Origin of the sequence: Rhodococcus sp. AW25M09 (assembly GCF_000333955.1) — a bacterium.
In the GTDB taxonomy this organism is placed as follows: domain Bacteria; phylum Actinomycetota; class Actinomycetes; order Mycobacteriales; family Mycobacteriaceae; genus Rhodococcoides.
On sequence record NZ_CAPS01000112.1, the window covers coordinates 55,331 to 73,473 of the forward strand.

The window sequence follows — 18,143 nt, forward strand, 5'->3', positions numbered from 1 at the left end:
CGACGAAAGGCTCGACCGATGACCACTCCAGCGACAACCGCGACACTCACCAGCCTGTTGACCGAGCTGGCGAACGGCGCGATACGCGTCGTCGACTTGACGGCTCCCCTGTCCTCCACGACTCCGGTATTGCAACTGCCCGCACCGTTCGCGAACACGATCTCGTTGTCACTGGAGCCGGTCAGCGACTTCGACGATGCAGGCCCCGGCTGGGGATGGAACAACATCCACACCGGCGAGCACACCGGAACACATGTCGATGCGCCCGCCCACTGGGCGACCGGCCGGTACGGTCACACCGTCGATACGATTCCTCCGTCACGACTCGTCGGTCCAGCCGTCGTGCTGGACTTCACCGCCGAGGTCGCGTCGGACCCGAATTTCCTGCTCGAGCCCGCCCATCTGGACGAGTTCGTGGCACAGAACGGTCCGCTTCCGGACAACGCCTGGTTGGTCTTCCGCACCGGATGGAGTGCTCGTAACCAGGACGCAGAAGCGTTCTTGAACGCAGACGACAGCGGCCCGCACAGTCCCGGCGTGTCGACGGCAGGTGCGCAGTGGCTGGCTCAGTCGGCCATCTCCGGATTCGCCGTCGAGACCGTGGGCGTGGACGCAGGCCAAGCGGCAGCGATGGAGCCGATGTTTCCCGTGCACCACCATTTGCTCGGTGCGGACAAGTACGGGGTCACCCAACTGCAGAACCTCGACCAACTCCCCGTCACGGGTGCAGTACTCGTGGTGTCACCCCTACCCATCGTCGGCGGAACCGGTGCTCCTGCACGCGTTCTCGCATTCGTCCCGGCATGACGCGCACGGTTGCACACCTGGTGGCGGACGTGCTCGCCGATCTCGGCGTCGGCCACATCTTCGGTGTCGTCGGTAGCGGTAACTTCGACGTCACCAATGCCCTGATCGCACGCGGCATCCCCTACACAGCGGCACGCCACGAAGGAGGCGCTGCGTCGATGGCCGATGGATTCGCCCGCCTTGCAGCGCTACCCGCAATCGTCAGCGTGCACCAGGGTTGCGGGCTGACGAACGCGATGACCGGCATCGGCGAGGCCGCCAAGAGCCGCACCCCCGTCATCGTGTTGGCCGCAGACGTCGCGGCATCGTCGCGATTGTCGAACTTCCGCATCGACCAAGACGCACTGGCCCGCAGCGTCGGCGCTGTCTCCGAGCGTGTGCACTCGGCGGCGACCGCCATCGCCGACGTGACCCGAGCGTGGCAGACCGCCGTGCACGACCGTCGCACCGTGGTGCTCAACCTGCCGCTCGACGTCCAGTCCGCTCCCGCACCGGAATACGCCGGCACGCTTGCGCGCCCCTCGGCTCCCGAACCGGTGCGTCCGGCGCAGTCGGCGGTCGAGCAGTTCGCGGCCCTGCTCGCGGGGTCGTCGCGACCGGTGTTCGTCACCGGCCGTGGCGGCCGCGGTGCGGGCCCGGAGATCTCGGCCCTGGCCGACCACGCCGGGGCTCTCGTGGCGACCTCTGCAGTGGCAAACGGCCTGTTTCGGGGCGAAGAATTCGATCTGGGAATCTCCGGCGGATTCTCGGCTCCGCTGACCGCACAATTGATTTCGGACGCAGACCTCGTCGTGGGGTGGGGTTGCGCACTGAACATGTGGACGATGCGGCACGGATCGTTGATCGGAGCAGACGCCCGAGTGGTCCAGATCGACGACACCGCCTCCGCGCTGGGCGCGCATCGCCCGGTGGACCTCGGAATTCACGGCGACTGCTCATCGACCGCGATCGACGTTCGCACCGAACTGAGTCGACACTCCGCGGCGCGCACCGGTTACCGGACGCCCCGCGTGTCGACACAGCTCGCTGCCCGTCGATGGTGGAACGATACCGAGACTCCGGACCTGTCCACGTCCGAGACCATCGACCCGCGTCCGTTCACGAACGCCTTGGACGAGATGCTGCCCACGGACCGCGTCGTGGCCATCGACTCGGGAAATTTCATGGGGTATCCGTCGACGTACCTCCGCGTCCCCGATCACATGGGTTTCTGTTTCACGCAGGCGTTTCAATCCATCGGCCTCGGGCTGTCCAGTGGCATCGGAGCAGCGTTGGCTCAGCCCGATCGTCTTGCGGTGGTGGGTACGGGCGACGGCGGCTTCATGATGGGCATCTCGGAACTCGAGACCGCGGTCCGACTGGGACGGCCGATGTTGGTAGCGGTGTACAACGACGCGGCCTACGGCGCGGAGGTGCACCACTTCCAACACCTGCCAGACGACGGAGCGCCTGCAGACCTGACCACCGTCACCTTCCCTGACGTCGATATCGCCGCTGCAGCACGAGGACTCGGTGCCCGCGGCGTGACGGTACGCACTCTCGCCGACCTGGACGAGGTACGTCGCTGGGCCGCAGCACCGGATGGGGTCATGGTGGTCGACGCCAAGATTGCCGCAGACGGCGGTGCATGGTGGCTGGCCGAGGCATTCAAGGGCCACTGAGCTGAGCATGCGGCATAAGTATCGTCGATTTTCGACGATCGATACATCCTCGCAACATTCCGCGGCTATGATGGAGGTCACACAGCCCGGAAGGTGAGGACCGTCATGTCTGCTCTGCTTCGCCGTCACCCCGTGCTGGCCACCGCCGACCTGGACGAGGCACGCTAGTCGGTCGGCCAGTCGTTCTGCCCGCACCGCCTGACGGTGAAGGCACGCAACGGCGGACTGTCGGTAGTCCACAATGCTGCTTCGGTCGGCGGAATCGGCATCAACTACCTCCGCTACGGACAGGACGTGCGCATCACCCCCGGCGCCTTCGAGTCCTTCTACCTCGTGCAGATTCCGCTCAACGGCACCGCGCGAGTCAAGGTCGGCGATACCGTCGTGCAATCCGACCGACGGTTCGCCTCCCTGCCGTCACCGACGCTGCACGTCGACATGGAATGGTCGGCCGATTGCGAACAACTTCTCGTGCACATTCCCCGCGACGCAGTGCAGTCGGCCGCGGAATCGGAGCCCGGCACCTCGTCCGAACCCGTCGTGTTCCACCCACTGGTGGACATGAACTCACCGGCGATGTCGAGCTGGATGAGAATTGTCAACCTTGCCTGCGACGAGGCCGAGCGAGAAACCGGGATACTCTCCTCACCCTTGGCCGCGAGTCACTTCGAGCAAGTCGTCGTGGCGGGACTGCTTGCAGCGCAACCGAACAACTCGACGCAGTCGCCTCAGCCGACACTGACCGCACTGACGTCCCGAACCGTTCGTTGCGCACTGGATCTGATCCACGAACAACCCGAATACCCCTGGCGAGTAGCAGAATTGGCTACCAGAGTGGGCGTCGGTCCCCGAACACTGCAAGCCGCCTTCCAACGTGAGCGCGGAACGACTCCACTCGAGGAACTACGGAGAGCTCGTCTGGCACGTGCTCATGCCGATCTACTCGACGCTACTCCCGACGGCACCAGTGTCACCGAAGTTGCGACCAGATGGGGGTTCTTCCATCTCGGTCGGTTCTCACAGTTCTATCGCTCCGAGTTCGGCCTGAGCCCGTCTCAGACTCTCGCGTCCTGACCGGCCTGAGCCGGTGTCTCGACCAGGCCCTGCAGAACCTCTCGCCAATGCGCCGGCCACGGTGCCGCAGCGGCTCCCGAGACCGAGCGGTCGATGTGCACGATGACGTACGCGCCCTTCGCCGCCAGTTCTCGATCTCGCCCCTCGAACGCCTCACCCCAGATCGAGAACTCGAACCGCATCGACGCCGACCCGAGGTGTGCGATGTCGAGGTCCGTCGTGACCTCCTGTCCGAAATACAGCGGTGCGTGAAAATCGACCTCGTACCGAACTCGTGGGGCTACCGGAAAATAGCCGACGAGGCCACACTCGCGAACGAGTGCGGCCTCGGCAGATTCGACGAACCGAACGACAGTGCTGTTGTGGTAGATGCCTGCGGCATCGGTGTCCACCCATTCGACCCGGCCCGTCAGCGAAAAAGTCATGCAGGCACTGTACTTCTCGGACGCCAGCGCACATGGGCGGCGTGGTCGGAACCGTCCCGAAGCAACGACAGCCGCGGCGGGACCTTGTCGGTACGAGACGTCGGTGGACGTCGCCGGCCCGCGTGCCACTGCACCGGCCATTGTGCTCCAGGTCCTCGGTACTCCTGTTCCGCAGCAGCATGCAGCGTCCACTGCGGGTCGTAGAGGTGCGGACGGCCGAGTGCGCAGATGTCTGCACGGCCGGCCAGCAGAATGGAATTGACATCGTCGTACGACGAAATCGCCCCCACGGCGATGACCGCCACTCCCGCGGCCGCGGCCACCTCGTGACGTATCCGGTCGGCGAACGGAGTTTGATACGACCGTCCGAACGCCGGCTTCTCGTCCTTGGTCACCTGGCCGGAGGACACGTCGATGGCGGCGGCGCCGTGTTCGACGAACGCCCGAACGATCTCGACGGCGTCGTCCACGGTGTTTCCGTCCGGAGCCCAGTCGGTCGCCGAAATACGCACGGAGACGGGGAAGCTCGACGGGACCGCGCGTCGGACGGCATCGAAGACCTCGAGCGGGAACCGCAATCGGTTTTCCAGACTGCCGCCGTACGAGTCCGTTCTGACGTTCGCAACCGGCGACAGGAACGACGAGAGCAGATACCCGTGTGCCGCATGGACTTCGATCAGGTCGAACCCGGCGTCCACGGCGCGCTGCGCCGCTGCGACGAAATCGGCCACCACGACATCCATGTCCTCGCGAGTTGCCTCACGCGGAACATGACATCCCTCGCCGTACGGTAGCGGCGATGGTCCCACCGGCTCCCAATTGCCCGAATCAAGCGGCTCGTCGATGCCGTCCCACATCAGCTTCGTCGATCCCTTACGACCCGAATGGCCCAGCTGCACTCCGATTTTCGCAGCACTGTTGCCGTGCACGAACGCCGTCACCCGGGCCCAGGCATCGCGCTGCTCGTCTGTCCACAGTCCCGGGCAGCCCAGCGTGATCCGGGCTTCCTCGGACACGCACGTCATCTCGGTCATCAGCAGACCTGCACCACCGAGCGCCTTGGAACCGAGATGAACCAGATGGAACTCGCCGGGCAGACCGTCCACGGCCGAATACATGTCCATCGGCGAGAGCATGATGCGGTTGACCAGGTCCAGTTCACCGATGCGTGCCGGCTGGAACATCGCGGGCGCCGATTCGACCACCTTCTCACCCGCGACGGTATCGGCAAAGCGCTGCTGCACCAGTGCCGCGAATTCTTCGTCGCGCTCGCCGAGGTTCTCGAACGTGATTCTGCGAGAACGGGTCAGCAAATTGAAGACGAACTGTGTGTCTTCCTGATCGGCGTAGAGGCCGATGTTCTCGAACCACTCCAGCGAAGCCTGGGCCGCCCGCTGGGTACTCTCCACTACCGGCTTCCGTTCGACCTGATACGCAGCCAGCGCGTCGGCGATGTCGGAATGTTCGTGCACGCAGGCGGCCAGAGCCAACGCATCCTCCATCGCGAGCTTCGTCCCCGATCCGATGGAGAAGTGGGCCGTGTGCGCCGCGTCGCCCAGCAACACCACGTTGTCGTCGAACCACCGTTCGTTGCGAACAGTCTGGAACGACAACCACTTCGAGTTGTTGGTCAGAATTTCGTGACCACCGAGATCATCTGCGAATATCTCGCGAATCCGTTCGGCCGCATAGGTATCGGACACTCCCGGCGGCAAGTGCTGGTCCTCGGTCGCGTCGAGACCGGCCCGCCGCCAGACATCCTCGTGCATTTCGACGATGAACGTCGAACCCTGATCCGAGTACGGATAACCGTGGATCTGCATCGTTCCGAATTCGGTGTGCCTGACGAGGAACTGAAATGCCTCGAACACCTTGTCGGTGCCGAACCAGATGTACTTGTTGTCGCGACGGTCCAGCGTCGGCCGGAAAGCATCCGCGTACCGGGTACGGACGGCGGAATTCAAACCGTCGCAGGCGATCACCAAGTCGTATGACGCTCGCAGAACGTCGGTATCGGGTGCCTCGGTCCGGTACTGCACCTCGATACCCAGCTCGGCGACGCGCTGCTGCAGGATGGCCAGCAGCTCCTTGCGGCTCATCGCCGCAAATCCCTGCCCGCCCACCGTGTACGAGCGACCGTCGATCTCGACATCGATATCCGTCCAACGAGCGAACCGCCGCTCCATCTCGGTATGCACGACGGCGTCGGCACCTTCGATGCTGCCGAGTGTCTCGTCCGAGAACACGACGCCGAAGCCGAATGTGTCGTCGGGCGCGTTGCGTTCCCAGACGTCGATTCGGTGACTGGGATCGAGCTGTTTGGCGAGGGCAGCGAAGTACAGGCCGCCGGGCCCTCCACCCACGATGGCAATCCTCATGATGTGCTCTCCTGTATCGTTTCGCGAAGCTTGAAGTGCTGAAGTTTGCCGCTCGAATTTCTCGGCAGTGCGTCGAGGAAGCGAACTTTTCTGGGGTACTTGTACGGTGCCAGTTCGGCTTTGACGTGATCCTGAATGGATTTTGTGGTCGCAGAGTCTTGAGTGACTCCCGAGCGAAGCACGACGAACGCGCTGACGATCTGTCCGCGTTCGGCGTCCGCCTCGGCAATGACGGCCGAATCCACGACGTCCGGATGCATATCGATGCAGGCCTCGACCTCTGGAGCACCGATGTTGTAGCCCGAGGACACGATCATGGAATCGGTTCGAGCGCAGTAGAAGAAGTAGCCGTCCGCGTCCCGATAGAACGTGTCGCCCGTGACGTTCCAACCGTTCTCCACCCGCTCGTGCTGACGCTCGTCGGCGAGGTATCGGCATCCGACAGGACCGATCACCGCCAACCGACCGGGTACGCCCGCTGCCACCGGCTCTCCATCGTCACCGAGTATCTCGGCCCGATAACCGGGCAGCGGCTTACCTGTCGAACCCTCTCGTGTCTCGCTCGCTGCAGCGGTGGACAGAAAGATATGAAGCAGTTCTGTGGCACCGATTCCGTCGACGATCTCAAGACCGACGGCGTCCCGGATGTGGTTCCACACCCCGGCGGAAATATGCTCGCCCGCGCTGACCGCTGTCCGCAGGCCCGCCAGCTGCGTGATCTTCCCGGCCTTGATCATCTGCTTGTATGCCGTGGGAGCGGTGGCCAGGACCGAAACCCCCTCGCTGTGCACCACATCGGCGAGTGCGGCAGGGGCCACCGCATCGGTGAGCAGCGCGCAGGCGCCGGCCCGCAACGGAAACACCACCAGCATCCCCAGACCGAAGGTGAACGCCATCGGCGCAGTGCACGCGACCACGTCGCCGGGCCCGAGGCCGAGACCGTGTTTGCCGAACGTGTTGTCTATCGAGAGCACGTCGCGGTGGAAGTGCATCGTGATCTTCGGGGTTCCCGTACTCCCGGATGTCGGGCACAGCAACGCGACATCGTCTGCCGCGGTATCGACTGCCACGAAGTCGGTCGGCTTGCCTGCCGAACGAACCATCAGATCGTCGGAATCGTCCCCTCCGAAGGGAACCACCACCAGTTCGGGATGGCCCTCGTCGCGCACCGTGTGCAGATCCTGCGCGAATCGCGAATCTACCAGTGCGATGACAGGTCCGGTCTTGTCCACGATCGGTGCCAGTTCGCGAGAACGCAGGGCGCTCATCACCACAACGGCTATCCCGCCCGCTTCGATGATCGCGAGCCACGCCGCTACCGCGATAGGCGTGTTGGGCGAACGCAGCAGGACCCGGTTGCCCGGCACGAGTCCGAGGTCCTCGGTGAGCACCCGGGCAATCCGGTGTGTGTGGTCGCGGAGCTCACCCAACGTCCAGGCGATTCCATCCGGGGTCCTAAGAGCATGGTGCTGTTCACCGAACTGCTCGACTGCACGCTCGATCAGTTCGGCACCGGCATTGAGTCGCTCCGGATACTGCAGATCGGGGGTCGTGAATTCGAGGACCGGCCACAACTCGGCGGGTGGAAGGTTGTCTCGCGCGAACGTATCCACGTGTGCGCTGCGGGTGAGGGCTTGTACTGTGTCCGCGGTCATTGCACGGCTCCTGTCGTCTCGGCATCGATCATGCCCTCCTGGACGACGGTGGCCAGGTGGATTCCTTCGGGGGTGAAGAATTTGCCCAGGCCGACGCCGCGACCTCGATCGGCGGCAACCGCCTCCTGGACGTAGAGCAACCAGCCGTCCATCGCACCCGGCTCGGGGGTGCGGTGGAACCACATCGCGTGATCGAGACTGGCTGTGACGAGCCCCTTCTCGGCCCAGGGATGCCCCAGCGCACGAAGTACGGGCTCGAGGATGGTGTAGTCGCAGACGTACGCGAGCGCGGCGAGGTCCCTCTGAGCATCGGACAGACCGTCCACCGGACGTAGCCGGTCGAAGGGGCGCACCCAGATGGCCTGGTGAGGGCTTCGCCCACCCTCGATATCGAGGTACACCGGACCCGGCACGTGCCGCATGTCGAAGCTACGACCGACCGACCAGTACTCCTTCGAAACCGTGGTCATCGTGTTCTCGTCGGAGACGGCATGGCCGGCCAGGTATTGCGCCGACGACGGAAGAGATTCTGGCGCAAGAACATCGGTGGGTACCGCGCTGCTCAGTGACCCTCCGGGACCACCGGCTGCGAAAGACACCATGCCGATGTAGGTGACTTTGTCGTTCTGATATGCGCGCACCTGCCGGGTCGCGAATCGGCGACCATCGCGAATCACCTCCACGGCGTAGTGCACCTCGGCATCGATGTCGACGGGCCGCAGGAAATACGAGTGCATCGAGTGCATCGACTTGCCGTCGGTCACCGAACGCATGGCCGCGGCTGACGCCTGGGCGACCATGTCACCGCCGTACGCCTTGGGCCACGGACACGCCTGAGTCCGTGCGGTGAAACCGAGGTCCGCATGACGCGGCTCGACCTCGGCCAACGACACGCATCGGGTGACCATGGCGGAGGTCGCCACCGACGGTGTCACGGTCGGTCCGACCAGTCGCGAAGCGAATCATCATCTACCGGAGCTAGATTGACGACGATATTGTCCGGCGTCCGGGTGGTCAGCCAATGCAGGGGCTCGGTGCGGCTGAGGTTGCATTCGATGTGCGGCATGAACGGCGGGACGAAGACCCAATCGCCCTCGTTCATATCGATGTACTCCGAGTAGTTCTCGCCGAAGTAGATGCGGGCACGACCGGAGAGAACGTAACCACCCGTCTCGGCCTCTCCGTGATGGTGTGCGAGAGAACGGTATCCCGGTTCGTTGCTGACCTTTCCGTACCAGATCTTCGTCGCCGGTGTGTGTTGTGGACTGACGCCCGAGATTCGTACCGCGCCCTCCGTCTGACCGGTCCGGCCGTCCTCCTCGCCGGCCCGGGTGACTACAGGAACGACCTGCCCACCTGCGCTCGCGTACATCGAGTTGTCCCCTTGCAGGAGGTATCCGGCGTTGGAATCGAATTGGGTGGTCATGCTGTTCTCCTTGCTCGAGAGGCCGGCTCGGTGACCCGGACCGTGTTGGTGAGGGTGCCGATGGCCTCGATCTCTGTTTCGAGAACGTCGCCGTCGGCGAGGAACCAGGCAGGCTCACGCGCCATGCCGATTCCGCCAGGAGTGCCGGTGAGTACGAGATCGCCGGCACGCAGAGTAGTGAAAGTCGATATGTACGAGAGCAATTCGGCAGAATCGAATACCAATGTGCTCGTGCTGTCGCGTTGGACCTCGACGCCGTTGACCCGGCACGTGATCGTGAGTCCGGCGGTCGGGTCGATGTCGTCGGCGGTGACGATCACCGGTCCTACCGGAGTGGTTGCGTCCCAGGCTTTTCCTTGGAACCACTGCAGCGTGCGGCGTTGCCAATCGCGCATCGATACGTCGTTCGCGACGGTGTAGCCCAGGATCGCCTCGGCTGCTTCGGCGCGTGACGCGCGTGTCAGCGTGCGGCCCACGACCACAGCAAGTTCGGCTTCCCAGTCGGCGCTGACCTCGTCCGATATCACCACCTCGTCCGTCGGACCGATGAGGGAGTCGGCGAACTTCGTGAACAACGTCGGATGGGTCGGCAGGTCGCGACCGGTCTCTGCGATGTGCTCGCCGTAGTTCAATCCACAGCAGATCACCTTGGCGGGCGCAGGCAGCGGGAGAACGAGTGCGCCGGTGACCTGCGGGCCCTCCACAACACCCGAGCTGGGTACGGACCAGCCGGAACGAAGCAGTTCCGACAGCGATTGTGCAGGTAGGGCCACCCAGCCGTCTGCGTGCGCAGCCGCCGCAACGGTTTCCCCGCTGTCGAATTCGAGTGTTGCGAGCCTCATCGTGTGTCCTTCCGACGTGATCTTGTGTCGAGTTTTGCACGATCGTCGCAAGTGCGCAATACTTATTGGGAATACAGACATCCGACGACTCTCGGAAGGGACCACCCATGGCCCACCACACCGTCAATCCACCCCAGCTGCCGACGCCCAAGGGCTTTTCACACGGCACCTTGGCCGGCAACACTCTCTACTTGGGCGGACAGACGGCCCTCGACAAGAACATGAACATCGTCCCCGGTGGGATCGTCGAGCAGTTCCGCCAGTCGTTCTCGAATGTGCTGACCACCCTGGCCGCAGCGGGTGGACAACCCGAAGACCTGACCAATATCACGATCTTCCTGACCGACATTCCCGATTACCAGGCGCACGGTCGGGAGATCGGACGCGTCTGGCGTGAACTCGCTGGGCCGGTCTATCCGGCGATGGCCGGAATCGGAACCACAGGGCTGTGGCAAGCGGAGGCTCTGATCGAAATAACTGCTGTTGCAGTGATTCCCGAGGATCGTGTGATCCGCTCCTAGGCTTTGCGCACCCAGGACGCCGGCTCAGACTCGATCGACGAAGGTATGTGCCGGCTTCTCCAGCAGCTCTCGAAGATCTGCGAACAACGCGGTGGCCCGCTCACCAGGCCAAGGTTGTGGAAGAAGGTGAGCGGGCAGCCCTGGGTCGCGGTACGGAAGCCGCCTCCAGGCAGTCAGTGCGCGGATGTAGTCGGCGAACGCCTCCCCGGGATGCTCGGCGGGTGACGCGTCTGTCCACGTCTCGCGTAGTACCTCGAACTGGACGAAGAACCGGCTATAGGCGGCACCGAGCGCCTCGAGGTCCCACCATTGCAATACCCGCACCGACAGGTCCGCGTAGGCCAGACGCGCTCCGACGAAGACGTCGGCGTACGCGTCCAGTCCGTCCACGGCCAGCGCCTGGGCGCAGTCGTCGGCGAGGTGTGCCGGTGCGATCCATACACCCGAGGTGACATTGCCGAATCCGAGCCCAGCCAGGCGAGTCCGTAACGCGTGCCTGCTGCTTCGTTCGCTTTCGGGAACCGAGAAGACCACCATGGTCCAGTCTTCGTCGACTGCCGCGGGCCGAGCGAAAATTCGTCGGTCACCGATGGCCAGGATGTCGCGAGCTACCGCTGAGAGCGCGTATCCCGCTGTGGTGCCGCGCTTCTCGGCTACCAGGATTCCGCGCCGTTTGAGTCTCGACACCGCGGACCGCACGGCGGGCGCGTCCACCCCCACCGGTTCCATCAAACGAATCAGACTGCTGACACTGACCCATCCACCGAACTCGCGGACGTAAAGCCCGACCACGGTGACGATGAGCGACCGCGGCGGTAGTGATCGATCGGTGAGATCTGCGGCACCATCGCCCGAGTCGGCATCACCCAACACGTCGGAGCCGTCGAAGTCCACCACCGGACAATCCAACCACACGCCGAATCCATATCTACCGAACCGAGCCACGAACCCGCCTGTTCGGCCCGCACCGAGCATTCTCCGACCCGACCACGCATCGATTGTCGGTCGACCTGGCGGATGTCGGCTGGCTTTCGCAGCGCGGCAATACTATCGAGCTGGGAATGGCATTGTTCGAGCTCGGTGCACGCGTCGGGCTGAAACACCGATTGCGTTCTGCCGCAGTACCGTTCATGCACGGCTTGTTCGCGGTGAACGAACAGACCGTGCATCTCTCGGTCCGTCACGGTCACGATGCGGTGTCCGTCGAGAAGATCCACGGCCACACCTCGCTCGCGCGATTGAAGATGACGTGCCCATCCCGACCGGACCGTGGTCTACCCACGGCAGGAAGCCGGCACGGCGGTGCGGGGTCAGCGGGTGAGCGCCATGTGAGCTTGCGCGTCGGTCAGGACGTCGCGGAGGCGTTCTGCAATGTCGTCGAGCAGGGCCGCGTCACTGATCAGCGGCGGAGCGATCTGCAGGACCGCGTCGCCGCGGTCATCGCAACGAGCGATGAGTCCGGCCTGGCGCAGCCGCTTGGGCAGGAACCTTCGCAGCAGCTCGTCGCGCTCGGCCTGGTCGAAGCGGGTAGCCTCCTCGTCCTTGACCAACTCCATGGCCCAGAAGAAGCCTGCGCCGCGGATGTCCCCCACAATCGGCAGGTCCAGCAGCCCCTTGACGCGGTCACCGAGCGCGCCGGCCTGTGACCGGACGTTCTCGAGCACCTGGTCTCGCTCGATGATCTCGATGCTCTTGGACGCCAGGGCCGCGCTGAGCGGGTGGCCGCCGAACGTGATGCCGTGACGGAAAACCTTGTTGTGCTCCACCAGGGGTGCGACCACGTGCTCGCGGACCAGAGCAGCACCCATCGGGGCGTACGCCGATGTCAGGCCCTTCGCGACGCTGATCAGGTCGGGCGCGACGCCTTCACGCGACGACGCGAACCATTCTCCGATGCGGCCGAACCCGGTGATGACCTCGTCGGCCATCAGCAGGATGCCGTACTTGTCGGCGATCGCGCGCAGACCCGTCCAGTAGCCCGCCGGTGCCGTGAAGCAGCCACCTGCGTTCTGTACCGGCTCAGCGATGATCAAGGCGACCTCGTCCGCGCCGGCCGCGATCACCGCGGTTTCGACCTCGGCCAGCAGACGCGCGCAGAACGCCGCCTCGTCGTGGCCGTCGGGCGCGCGGAACCGGTTGGTGTTGGACACCTTCGTGACCTCGATCGGCGGGGTCCCGAAACCCTCCTTGAACGGCGGGACGCCCGTGAACGACAGCGCTCCCAGTGTCACGCCGTGGTACGCACGGTCACGCGCGATGGCCTTGGTGCGCTGCGGTTGGCCGATCGCGATGAAGTGCTCGCGCACCATCTTCCACGCCGACTCGACCGACTCCGACCCGCCGCCGGTGAAGAAGACGCGGTAGTCGTCGGCCGGGGCCAGGCTGCTGACTTTCTCCGCCAGATCGATCGTCGCCGGGTGCGCCGTGCCCCAGCTGGTGTTGAAAGCCAACTGCGTCAGCTGTTTGCTGGCTGCCTCGGCCATTTCGGCACCGTACGAGTAGCCCAGCTGCGAGCAGAACAGGCTCGACAAGGCATCGATGTACTGCTTGCCGTGGGTGTCGTACACGTACGGACCTTCACCACGGTCCAGGACCATGAGGTCGTCGATCTCCTGCTTGGAAAAGTGCAGAATCAGGTGATCCTTGGCCGACTTCTGCAGACGGTCGTGGTCGGGGTTCTTGACGTTCATGGACAACTCCTCGATGGCCTGGGTGGTTTGGGGGTTAGCGAGACGAGACGACGGCTGCGGCCATCTCGGCTCCGACGCGCAGAGCGCCGTCTACGTGCTGAAATCCCAGCCCGGCGACGTCGGAGCTGCCGATTTGGATGGGACCGATCGGCTGCCGCATCACCGGTCCGAACCGAGTCAGGCCGCCGAGGTCGAAGCTCGTGGCGTAGGCACCTTGTCCCAACTCCTCGGAGGTCCAGTCGCTCTCGTAGTACGACGACGGAGACAACGCGTCGTCACCGTAATAGTTCACAAGCGATTGCAGAACCAGATCACGACGACGATCGGCCGTCATTGCGCGCACCTCGTCGGCGCGGTCGTCGGAGACGAAGCCGACGAGTGTCCCGCGTGTGTCGCCGTGGTTGGTGTTGTCGTACGCCTCGTGGACCAACTGGTACGGGCTGAAGACTGTCCCGGACAGGCCGGCGTCACGCCAGAACGGCGTCGGGTAGGTCACGTGCACCTTGATGACCTGGCCGAACGACTGGTGCTGGCGTGCTTCTCGCTGCGGCGAGGGTAGTGGCGGGTCGAAGCGGATGCGCGACACAACAGTCGGTGGAACGGCCACCACGATGTGCTGCGCTGCCACTGTCAGGTCGCCGGCAACGACCTCTACGCCAGCGTCGCTCCACCGCACCCGCTCGACGTCGACACCTAGTCGCACCGCGTCGCCGAGCCGCTCGGCCAGCGCCAGCGGGACACTCTGCAGGCCGCCGACGACTCGCTTGTCGAGGATGAACTCGGAGTCGACGAGGTGACTGAAGCTGCCTGCGCTCGCGGCCATGTGCACGGCCTGGAGCACCGAGAAGCTGTGCGCAGGCTTGGTCAGCATCGCCTGGGCGATGAACATCCCGATATTGTCGCGGGCCTCGCGTTCGCTGCAGTGCTCGTCCAGCCACGAAGAGAAACTCTGGCGGTCCAGCTCATCCGCCGAGGGCGTCTCCCACGGCCTGGCGGGATCCATCTGCGCGGCAAGGGAGTCCAGCAACTCGGTGAGACGGACCATCTCCTTCTCCACATTCGGTGAGACCGGGACCTGCTCGCCCTCGAACGTGCGGCGCTCCCCCGTGATGCCGATGTAGACCGATTTGCCCTCGCGGTAGCGCGAGAAGGTCTCGAGACCCAGCTCGTCGATCACGCGCAGCAGCTCTTCCTGGTCCGGCGAGACCCATTGGCCACCGAGCTCCAATTCGACGTCGTCGACCTCGTCGGTCCACAACCGTCCGCCCACGCGGTCGCGCGCCTCGAGCACCACGACCGACCGTCCCGCCCGCTGCAGCGCGTGCGCCGCGGACAGTCCCGTGGCACCGGCCCCGACGACGATGACGTCGACAGTCTCGCGACTGTGCTGGAGTTGCATGCTCATGCCTCCACGTTGCTCATGACGTGCTTGACCCGGGTGTACTCCTCGAGCCCGTACGCCGACAGGTCCTTGCCGTGACCCGATGCCCCGAACCCGCCGTGCGGCATCTCGGACACGAACGGGATATGGGTGTTGACCCACACGCACCCGAACTCGAGCTCGGCGGTCATCCGCAGCGCGCGACCGTGGTCCTTGGTCCAGACGCTGGCCGCGAGGCCGAACGGCACGTCGTTGGCAAGGTCGGTCGCCTCGTCGTCGGTCGCGAACGACTGCACCGTCAGCACGGGCCCGAAGACCTCCTGCTGGACGATCGCGTCGTCCTGGCGGACACCGGAGATCACGGTGGGTTGGAAGTAGAAGCCGTCGCGGTCGACGCGCGCACCGCCGGTCTCGATCGTCGCGTGCTCGCCGAGCCCCGCAATCATCCGCTCGACGGACGCGAGGTGACCCGCGTTGTTCAGCGTCCCGAACGCGGCAGACTCGTCGTCCGGTGTGCCCGGGCTGGAAGCCTCCGCCTGCGCGACCAGCAGCCGCAGCAGCTCGTCACGGACGCTCTCGTGCACGATGACGCGCGTAGCGGCGGTGCAGTCCTGACCGGCGTTGAAGAATCCCCCGACTGCGATGCCCTCGACAGCCGTCTGCAGGTCGGCGTCGGCGAACACGACCGCAGGAGCCTTGCCACCGAGCTCGAGGTGCGCGCGCTTGAGGTTCCGGGCCGCTGCGACGGCCACCTCGATACCTGCGCGCACCGACCCGGTGATGGCAACCAGGCCTGGAACGGGGTGCTCGACCAGCAGGCGACCCGTGCTTGCATCACCGTTGACGACGTTCAAGACGCCTGCCGGCAGGATCTCGCCTGCAATCTCGGCCAGGCGGACGGTCGAGCGCGGGGTGGTATCGCTCGGCTTCAGCACGATCGTGTTGCCGGCAGCCAGAGCCGGAGCGATCTTCCAGATCGCCATCGCGAACGGGTAGTTCCACGGCGTCACTTGCGCGACGACGCCGATGGGCTCACGGCGGATGCTCGACGACAGACCCTCGGCGTACTCGGCGGTCGCCTTACCCTCCAGCAGCCGGGCCGCGCCCGCGAAGAAGCGCAGCTGGTCGACACCCTGGTCGATCTCCTCGGTCGCGATGTGCGCCTTGATCTGGCCGGTATCGCGCGACTGCAGCTCGACCAGCTCGTCACGCGCGGCCTCGACCGCGTCCGCGATCTTCAGCAGCGCCAGCTGGCGCGCCTTCGGCGTCGAACGCTTCCATGTCTTCGACGCCCGCTTGGCGGCGCGGAAGGCGGCGTCGACCTCGTCGGCGGTGGAGATCGGTGATCGACCGTCCGGGCGTCCCGTCGTGGGATCGATGAGCTCGATGAAATCGGTCGCCGCCGAGTCGATCAACGCACCGTCGACGTAGTTCTGGATGACGTCCGGGGTGTGTGCGGTGCTCACGAGGTTACTTCCTTGGCAGAGTCGGGCAAGAGTACGTAGAGCTTGCGGAGCGTCTCGTAGACGGTCCAGCGGGTCCGGTCGCCGGCCTGCAGCCGGACGACGGTGCCCGCGTGTAGGGCCAGGCTGCTGCCGTCGGCGAACTCGATCCGGCCACGGCCGGAGAGGACGACGAAGGCCTCCTCGGTCTCGATGTCCTCCACGACGCCCGACGTGATCTCCCAGACGCCCACCTCTACGACGTCCTGGACGTGCAGCGTCTGCGCACCCTGCGTCGGATGCCCCTCGACCACATCACGGGCATCGACGGGTGTGTGCTCGACAGGCACCGTCGCGGCATCCTGAGCGAGCAGTCGCTGCGCAGCCAGCTCCGGCTCGTTCACGAGTCGAACCCGAGGCCGAGACGGTCGAGGGTCCGGAGCAGTACGTTGCGCTGTCCCTCACGGTGGTCAGCGCGGTCGAGTGACCACTTGGTCGCTTCGATGCCGATCTTGGCGAGCGGCTCGGGTGGGAACGGCAACGGCTTCTTGCGCACCATTTCCAGCTGCGTGCGAGGTGTCGGGTCCCCCGCGAGGCGGTCCAGCATGACCTCGGCGGCGAATCGCGTCGCAGCCACTCCAAGGCCCGTGAACCCCGCCGCGTACGCGACCCGGCCTCGACGGGCGAGGCCGTGGAACGCACAGAACTGTGTGGACGTGTCGATCGCGCCGCCCCACTGGTGGCTGAAGCTCAACCCCTCCAGCTGCGGAAAGGTCGTCAAGAAGTGTGACGCGAGCGTTCGGTACGACGACTGCCGGTCCTCGTACTCCGGACGCACCCGGCGGCCTGCGTGATAGATCGCGTCGTAGCCTCCGTAAAGGATCCGGTTGTCCGCCGACAGTCGCGAGTAATGAAACTGATTGGCCATGTCGGTCAGGCCCTCGCGGCCGCGCCAACCGATGTCGTCCATCTGGGCGGCGCTGAGCGGTTCGCTCATCAGGACGTAGTCGTACACCGGCACGGTGGACAGACGCGAGCGCCGCAGCAGCGGGCGGAAGACGTTGGTGCCCAGCGCAACCTTCGCGCTCTTCACGACGCCGCGGGCGGTCTCGACCGAGACACCGGACCCGCGCGTGCGCAGACCTGTCACGGACGACTGCTCGAAGATCTCCACGCCGAGGTCGGTGGCGACGCGCGCCAGCTCCGCTGCCAGGCGTCCCGGGTGCACCAAGGCGGAGAGGTGTTCTTCGCGGCGACCAGCGGCGAAAATCGGGCTGTCGATCGTCTTCCGCACGGCATCGCGATCCAGGTAGACGCCCGCCTCGGCGCCCTTCAGCCATTGCACCTGATGCGGCTCGTAGGCGACCGACAGCGTCCCGGTGCGCTCGAACTGCACGTCCATCTTCAGTTCGGCGACGTCCCGCTCGATCGCGTCGAGGTTCTCCAGACCCATCCGCTCGAGCGTGTCGAACTCGTCGGGCCAGCGCGCGCGGCCGTTCTCATCGCCGTGCGTCAGGCTCGCTTCGGCGAACCCGCCGTTGCGGCCCGATGCGGCCCAGCCGATCGTCTGGGCCTCGAGCAGCACCACACGGGCCGAGGGATCGCGTCGCTTGGCCAGCACCGCCGTCCACAGCCCCGTGTAGCCGCCGCCCACGACCGTCAGGTCGGCCGTGTGGGATGCGGTCAGCTGCGGGTACGACGCGTGCGGTGCGTCCTCCAACCAGAAGACGGACGACTTCGTCGAGCGGAGAGACTCGTCGATCGCGCTCGCCGACGGTGCCTCCCGCTCGAAAACGGTGAGATGCGCAGTCATGAGGTTCTCGCCTTCAGGTAGTGACGGA

General features: G+C 65.2%; 16 protein-coding genes and 1 pseudogene. 5 read left to right on the top strand and 12 right to left on the bottom strand.

Annotation, left to right across the window (positions count from 1 at the left end; genetic code table 11):
- Nucleotides 1–18: 18 nt before the first annotated feature.
- The 4 genes and pseudogenes from RHODMAR_RS21315 to RHODMAR_RS29450 all read left to right on the top strand — a co-directional run bounded on the left by RHODMAR_RS21315 (nucleotide 19) and on the right by RHODMAR_RS29450 (nucleotide 3,542).
- A complete protein-coding gene (locus tag RHODMAR_RS21315) occupies nucleotides 19–807 on the top strand; it encodes a cyclase family protein (protein WP_008718709.1) in 789 nt (262 codons plus the stop codon).
- On the top strand, nucleotides 804–2,468 hold the full coding sequence (locus RHODMAR_RS21320; protein WP_008718711.1) for a thiamine pyrophosphate-binding protein: 1,665 nt from the start codon (nucleotides 804–806) through the stop codon (nucleotides 2,466–2,468). Before RHODMAR_RS21315 ends, RHODMAR_RS21320 begins: the two co-directional genes overlap by 4 nt.
- A gap of 183 nt (nucleotides 2,469–2,651) precedes the next feature.
- Nucleotides 2,652–3,152 (top strand): annotated as a pseudogene (locus RHODMAR_RS29445) (cupin domain-containing protein); the annotation flags it as partial.
- A 150-nt stretch (nucleotides 3,153–3,302) separates the two neighbouring features.
- Nucleotides 3,303–3,542 (top strand): helix-turn-helix domain-containing protein, encoded by a 240-nt coding sequence (locus RHODMAR_RS29450; RefSeq protein ID WP_269744634.1) that lies wholly within the window; start codon nucleotides 3,303–3,305, stop codon nucleotides 3,540–3,542.
- Here RHODMAR_RS29450 and RHODMAR_RS21330 read toward each other — a convergent pair.
- Genes RHODMAR_RS21330 through RHODMAR_RS21355 form a run of 6 tightly spaced genes read right to left on the bottom strand, consistent with a single transcriptional unit; the run spans nucleotide 3,524 to nucleotide 10,268 of the window.
- Nucleotides 3,524–3,967: an acyl-CoA thioesterase gene (locus RHODMAR_RS21330; protein WP_008718715.1), complete on the bottom strand. Its 444-nt coding sequence runs from the start codon at nucleotides 3,965–3,967 to the stop codon at nucleotides 3,524–3,526. The two genes, RHODMAR_RS29450 and RHODMAR_RS21330, sit on opposite strands and share 19 nt — an antisense overlap.
- The gene (locus RHODMAR_RS21335; protein WP_008718717.1) at nucleotides 3,964–6,345 is read right to left on the bottom strand and encodes a bifunctional salicylyl-CoA 5-hydroxylase/oxidoreductase; all 2,382 of its coding nucleotides are present in this window, start codon (nucleotides 6,343–6,345) and stop codon (nucleotides 3,964–3,966) included. The genes RHODMAR_RS21330 and RHODMAR_RS21335 overlap by 4 nt, the downstream gene beginning before the upstream one ends.
- On the bottom strand, nucleotides 6,342–8,000 hold the full coding sequence (locus RHODMAR_RS21340) for an AMP-binding protein (RefSeq protein WP_008718718.1): 1,659 nt from the start codon (nucleotides 7,998–8,000) through the stop codon (nucleotides 6,342–6,344). Before RHODMAR_RS21340 ends, RHODMAR_RS21335 begins: the two co-directional genes overlap by 4 nt.
- On the bottom strand, nucleotides 7,997–8,935 hold the full coding sequence (locus tag RHODMAR_RS21345; protein ID WP_008718720.1) for an acyl-CoA thioesterase: 939 nt from the start codon (nucleotides 8,933–8,935) through the stop codon (nucleotides 7,997–7,999). The genes RHODMAR_RS21340 and RHODMAR_RS21345 overlap by 4 nt, the downstream gene beginning before the upstream one ends.
- Complete coding sequence (locus RHODMAR_RS21350; RefSeq protein ID WP_198289506.1) at nucleotides 8,932–9,372, bottom strand: cupin domain-containing protein; 441 nt, start codon at nucleotides 9,370–9,372, stop codon at nucleotides 8,932–8,934. Before RHODMAR_RS21350 ends, RHODMAR_RS21345 begins: the two co-directional genes overlap by 4 nt.
- Nucleotides 9,373–9,422: 50 nt before the next feature.
- A complete protein-coding gene (locus tag RHODMAR_RS21355) occupies nucleotides 9,423–10,268 on the bottom strand; it encodes a fumarylacetoacetate hydrolase family protein (RefSeq protein ID WP_008718724.1) in 846 nt (281 codons plus the stop codon).
- 107 nt (nucleotides 10,269–10,375) lie between these two features.
- On the opposite strand from RHODMAR_RS21355, the gene RHODMAR_RS21360 reads away from it, so the two are divergent.
- Nucleotides 10,376–10,789, top strand: coding sequence for a RidA family protein (locus RHODMAR_RS21360; protein ID WP_008718726.1), 414 nt, complete (start codon nucleotides 10,376–10,378; stop codon nucleotides 10,787–10,789).
- Between the two features lie 24 nt (nucleotides 10,790–10,813).
- Here RHODMAR_RS21360 and RHODMAR_RS21365 read toward each other — a convergent pair whose 3' ends face one another.
- The 6 genes from RHODMAR_RS21365 to RHODMAR_RS21390 form a co-directional block, all read right to left on the bottom strand.
- Nucleotides 10,814–11,686 (bottom strand): PaaX family transcriptional regulator, encoded by an 873-nt coding sequence (locus RHODMAR_RS21365; protein ID WP_008718728.1) that lies wholly within the window; start codon nucleotides 11,684–11,686, stop codon nucleotides 10,814–10,816.
- A gap of 413 nt (nucleotides 11,687–12,099) precedes the next feature.
- Nucleotides 12,100–13,479: an aminotransferase class III-fold pyridoxal phosphate-dependent enzyme gene (locus RHODMAR_RS21370; protein ID WP_008718729.1), complete on the bottom strand. Its 1,380-nt coding sequence runs from the start codon at nucleotides 13,477–13,479 to the stop codon at nucleotides 12,100–12,102.
- Between the two features lie 34 nt (nucleotides 13,480–13,513).
- Nucleotides 13,514–14,878 carry a flavin monoamine oxidase family protein gene (locus tag RHODMAR_RS21375; RefSeq protein ID WP_008718731.1) on the bottom strand — a complete coding sequence of 455 codons (1,365 nt, stop codon included), beginning with the start codon at nucleotides 14,876–14,878 and terminating at the stop codon, nucleotides 13,514–13,516.
- Nucleotides 14,879–14,880: 2 nt separating this feature from the next.
- Nucleotides 14,881–16,326, bottom strand: coding sequence for a gamma-aminobutyraldehyde dehydrogenase (locus RHODMAR_RS21380; protein ID WP_008718733.1), 1,446 nt, complete (start codon nucleotides 16,324–16,326; stop codon nucleotides 14,881–14,883).
- Nucleotides 16,323–16,706: a cupin domain-containing protein gene (locus tag RHODMAR_RS21385; RefSeq protein WP_008718734.1), complete on the bottom strand. Its 384-nt coding sequence runs from the start codon at nucleotides 16,704–16,706 to the stop codon at nucleotides 16,323–16,325. The genes RHODMAR_RS21380 and RHODMAR_RS21385 overlap by 4 nt, the downstream gene beginning before the upstream one ends.
- Nucleotides 16,703–18,115: an NAD(P)/FAD-dependent oxidoreductase gene (locus RHODMAR_RS21390; protein WP_008718736.1), complete on the bottom strand. Its 1,413-nt coding sequence runs from the start codon at nucleotides 18,113–18,115 to the stop codon at nucleotides 16,703–16,705. The genes RHODMAR_RS21385 and RHODMAR_RS21390 overlap by 4 nt, the downstream gene beginning before the upstream one ends.
- Nucleotides 18,116–18,143: the final 28 nt, after the last annotated feature.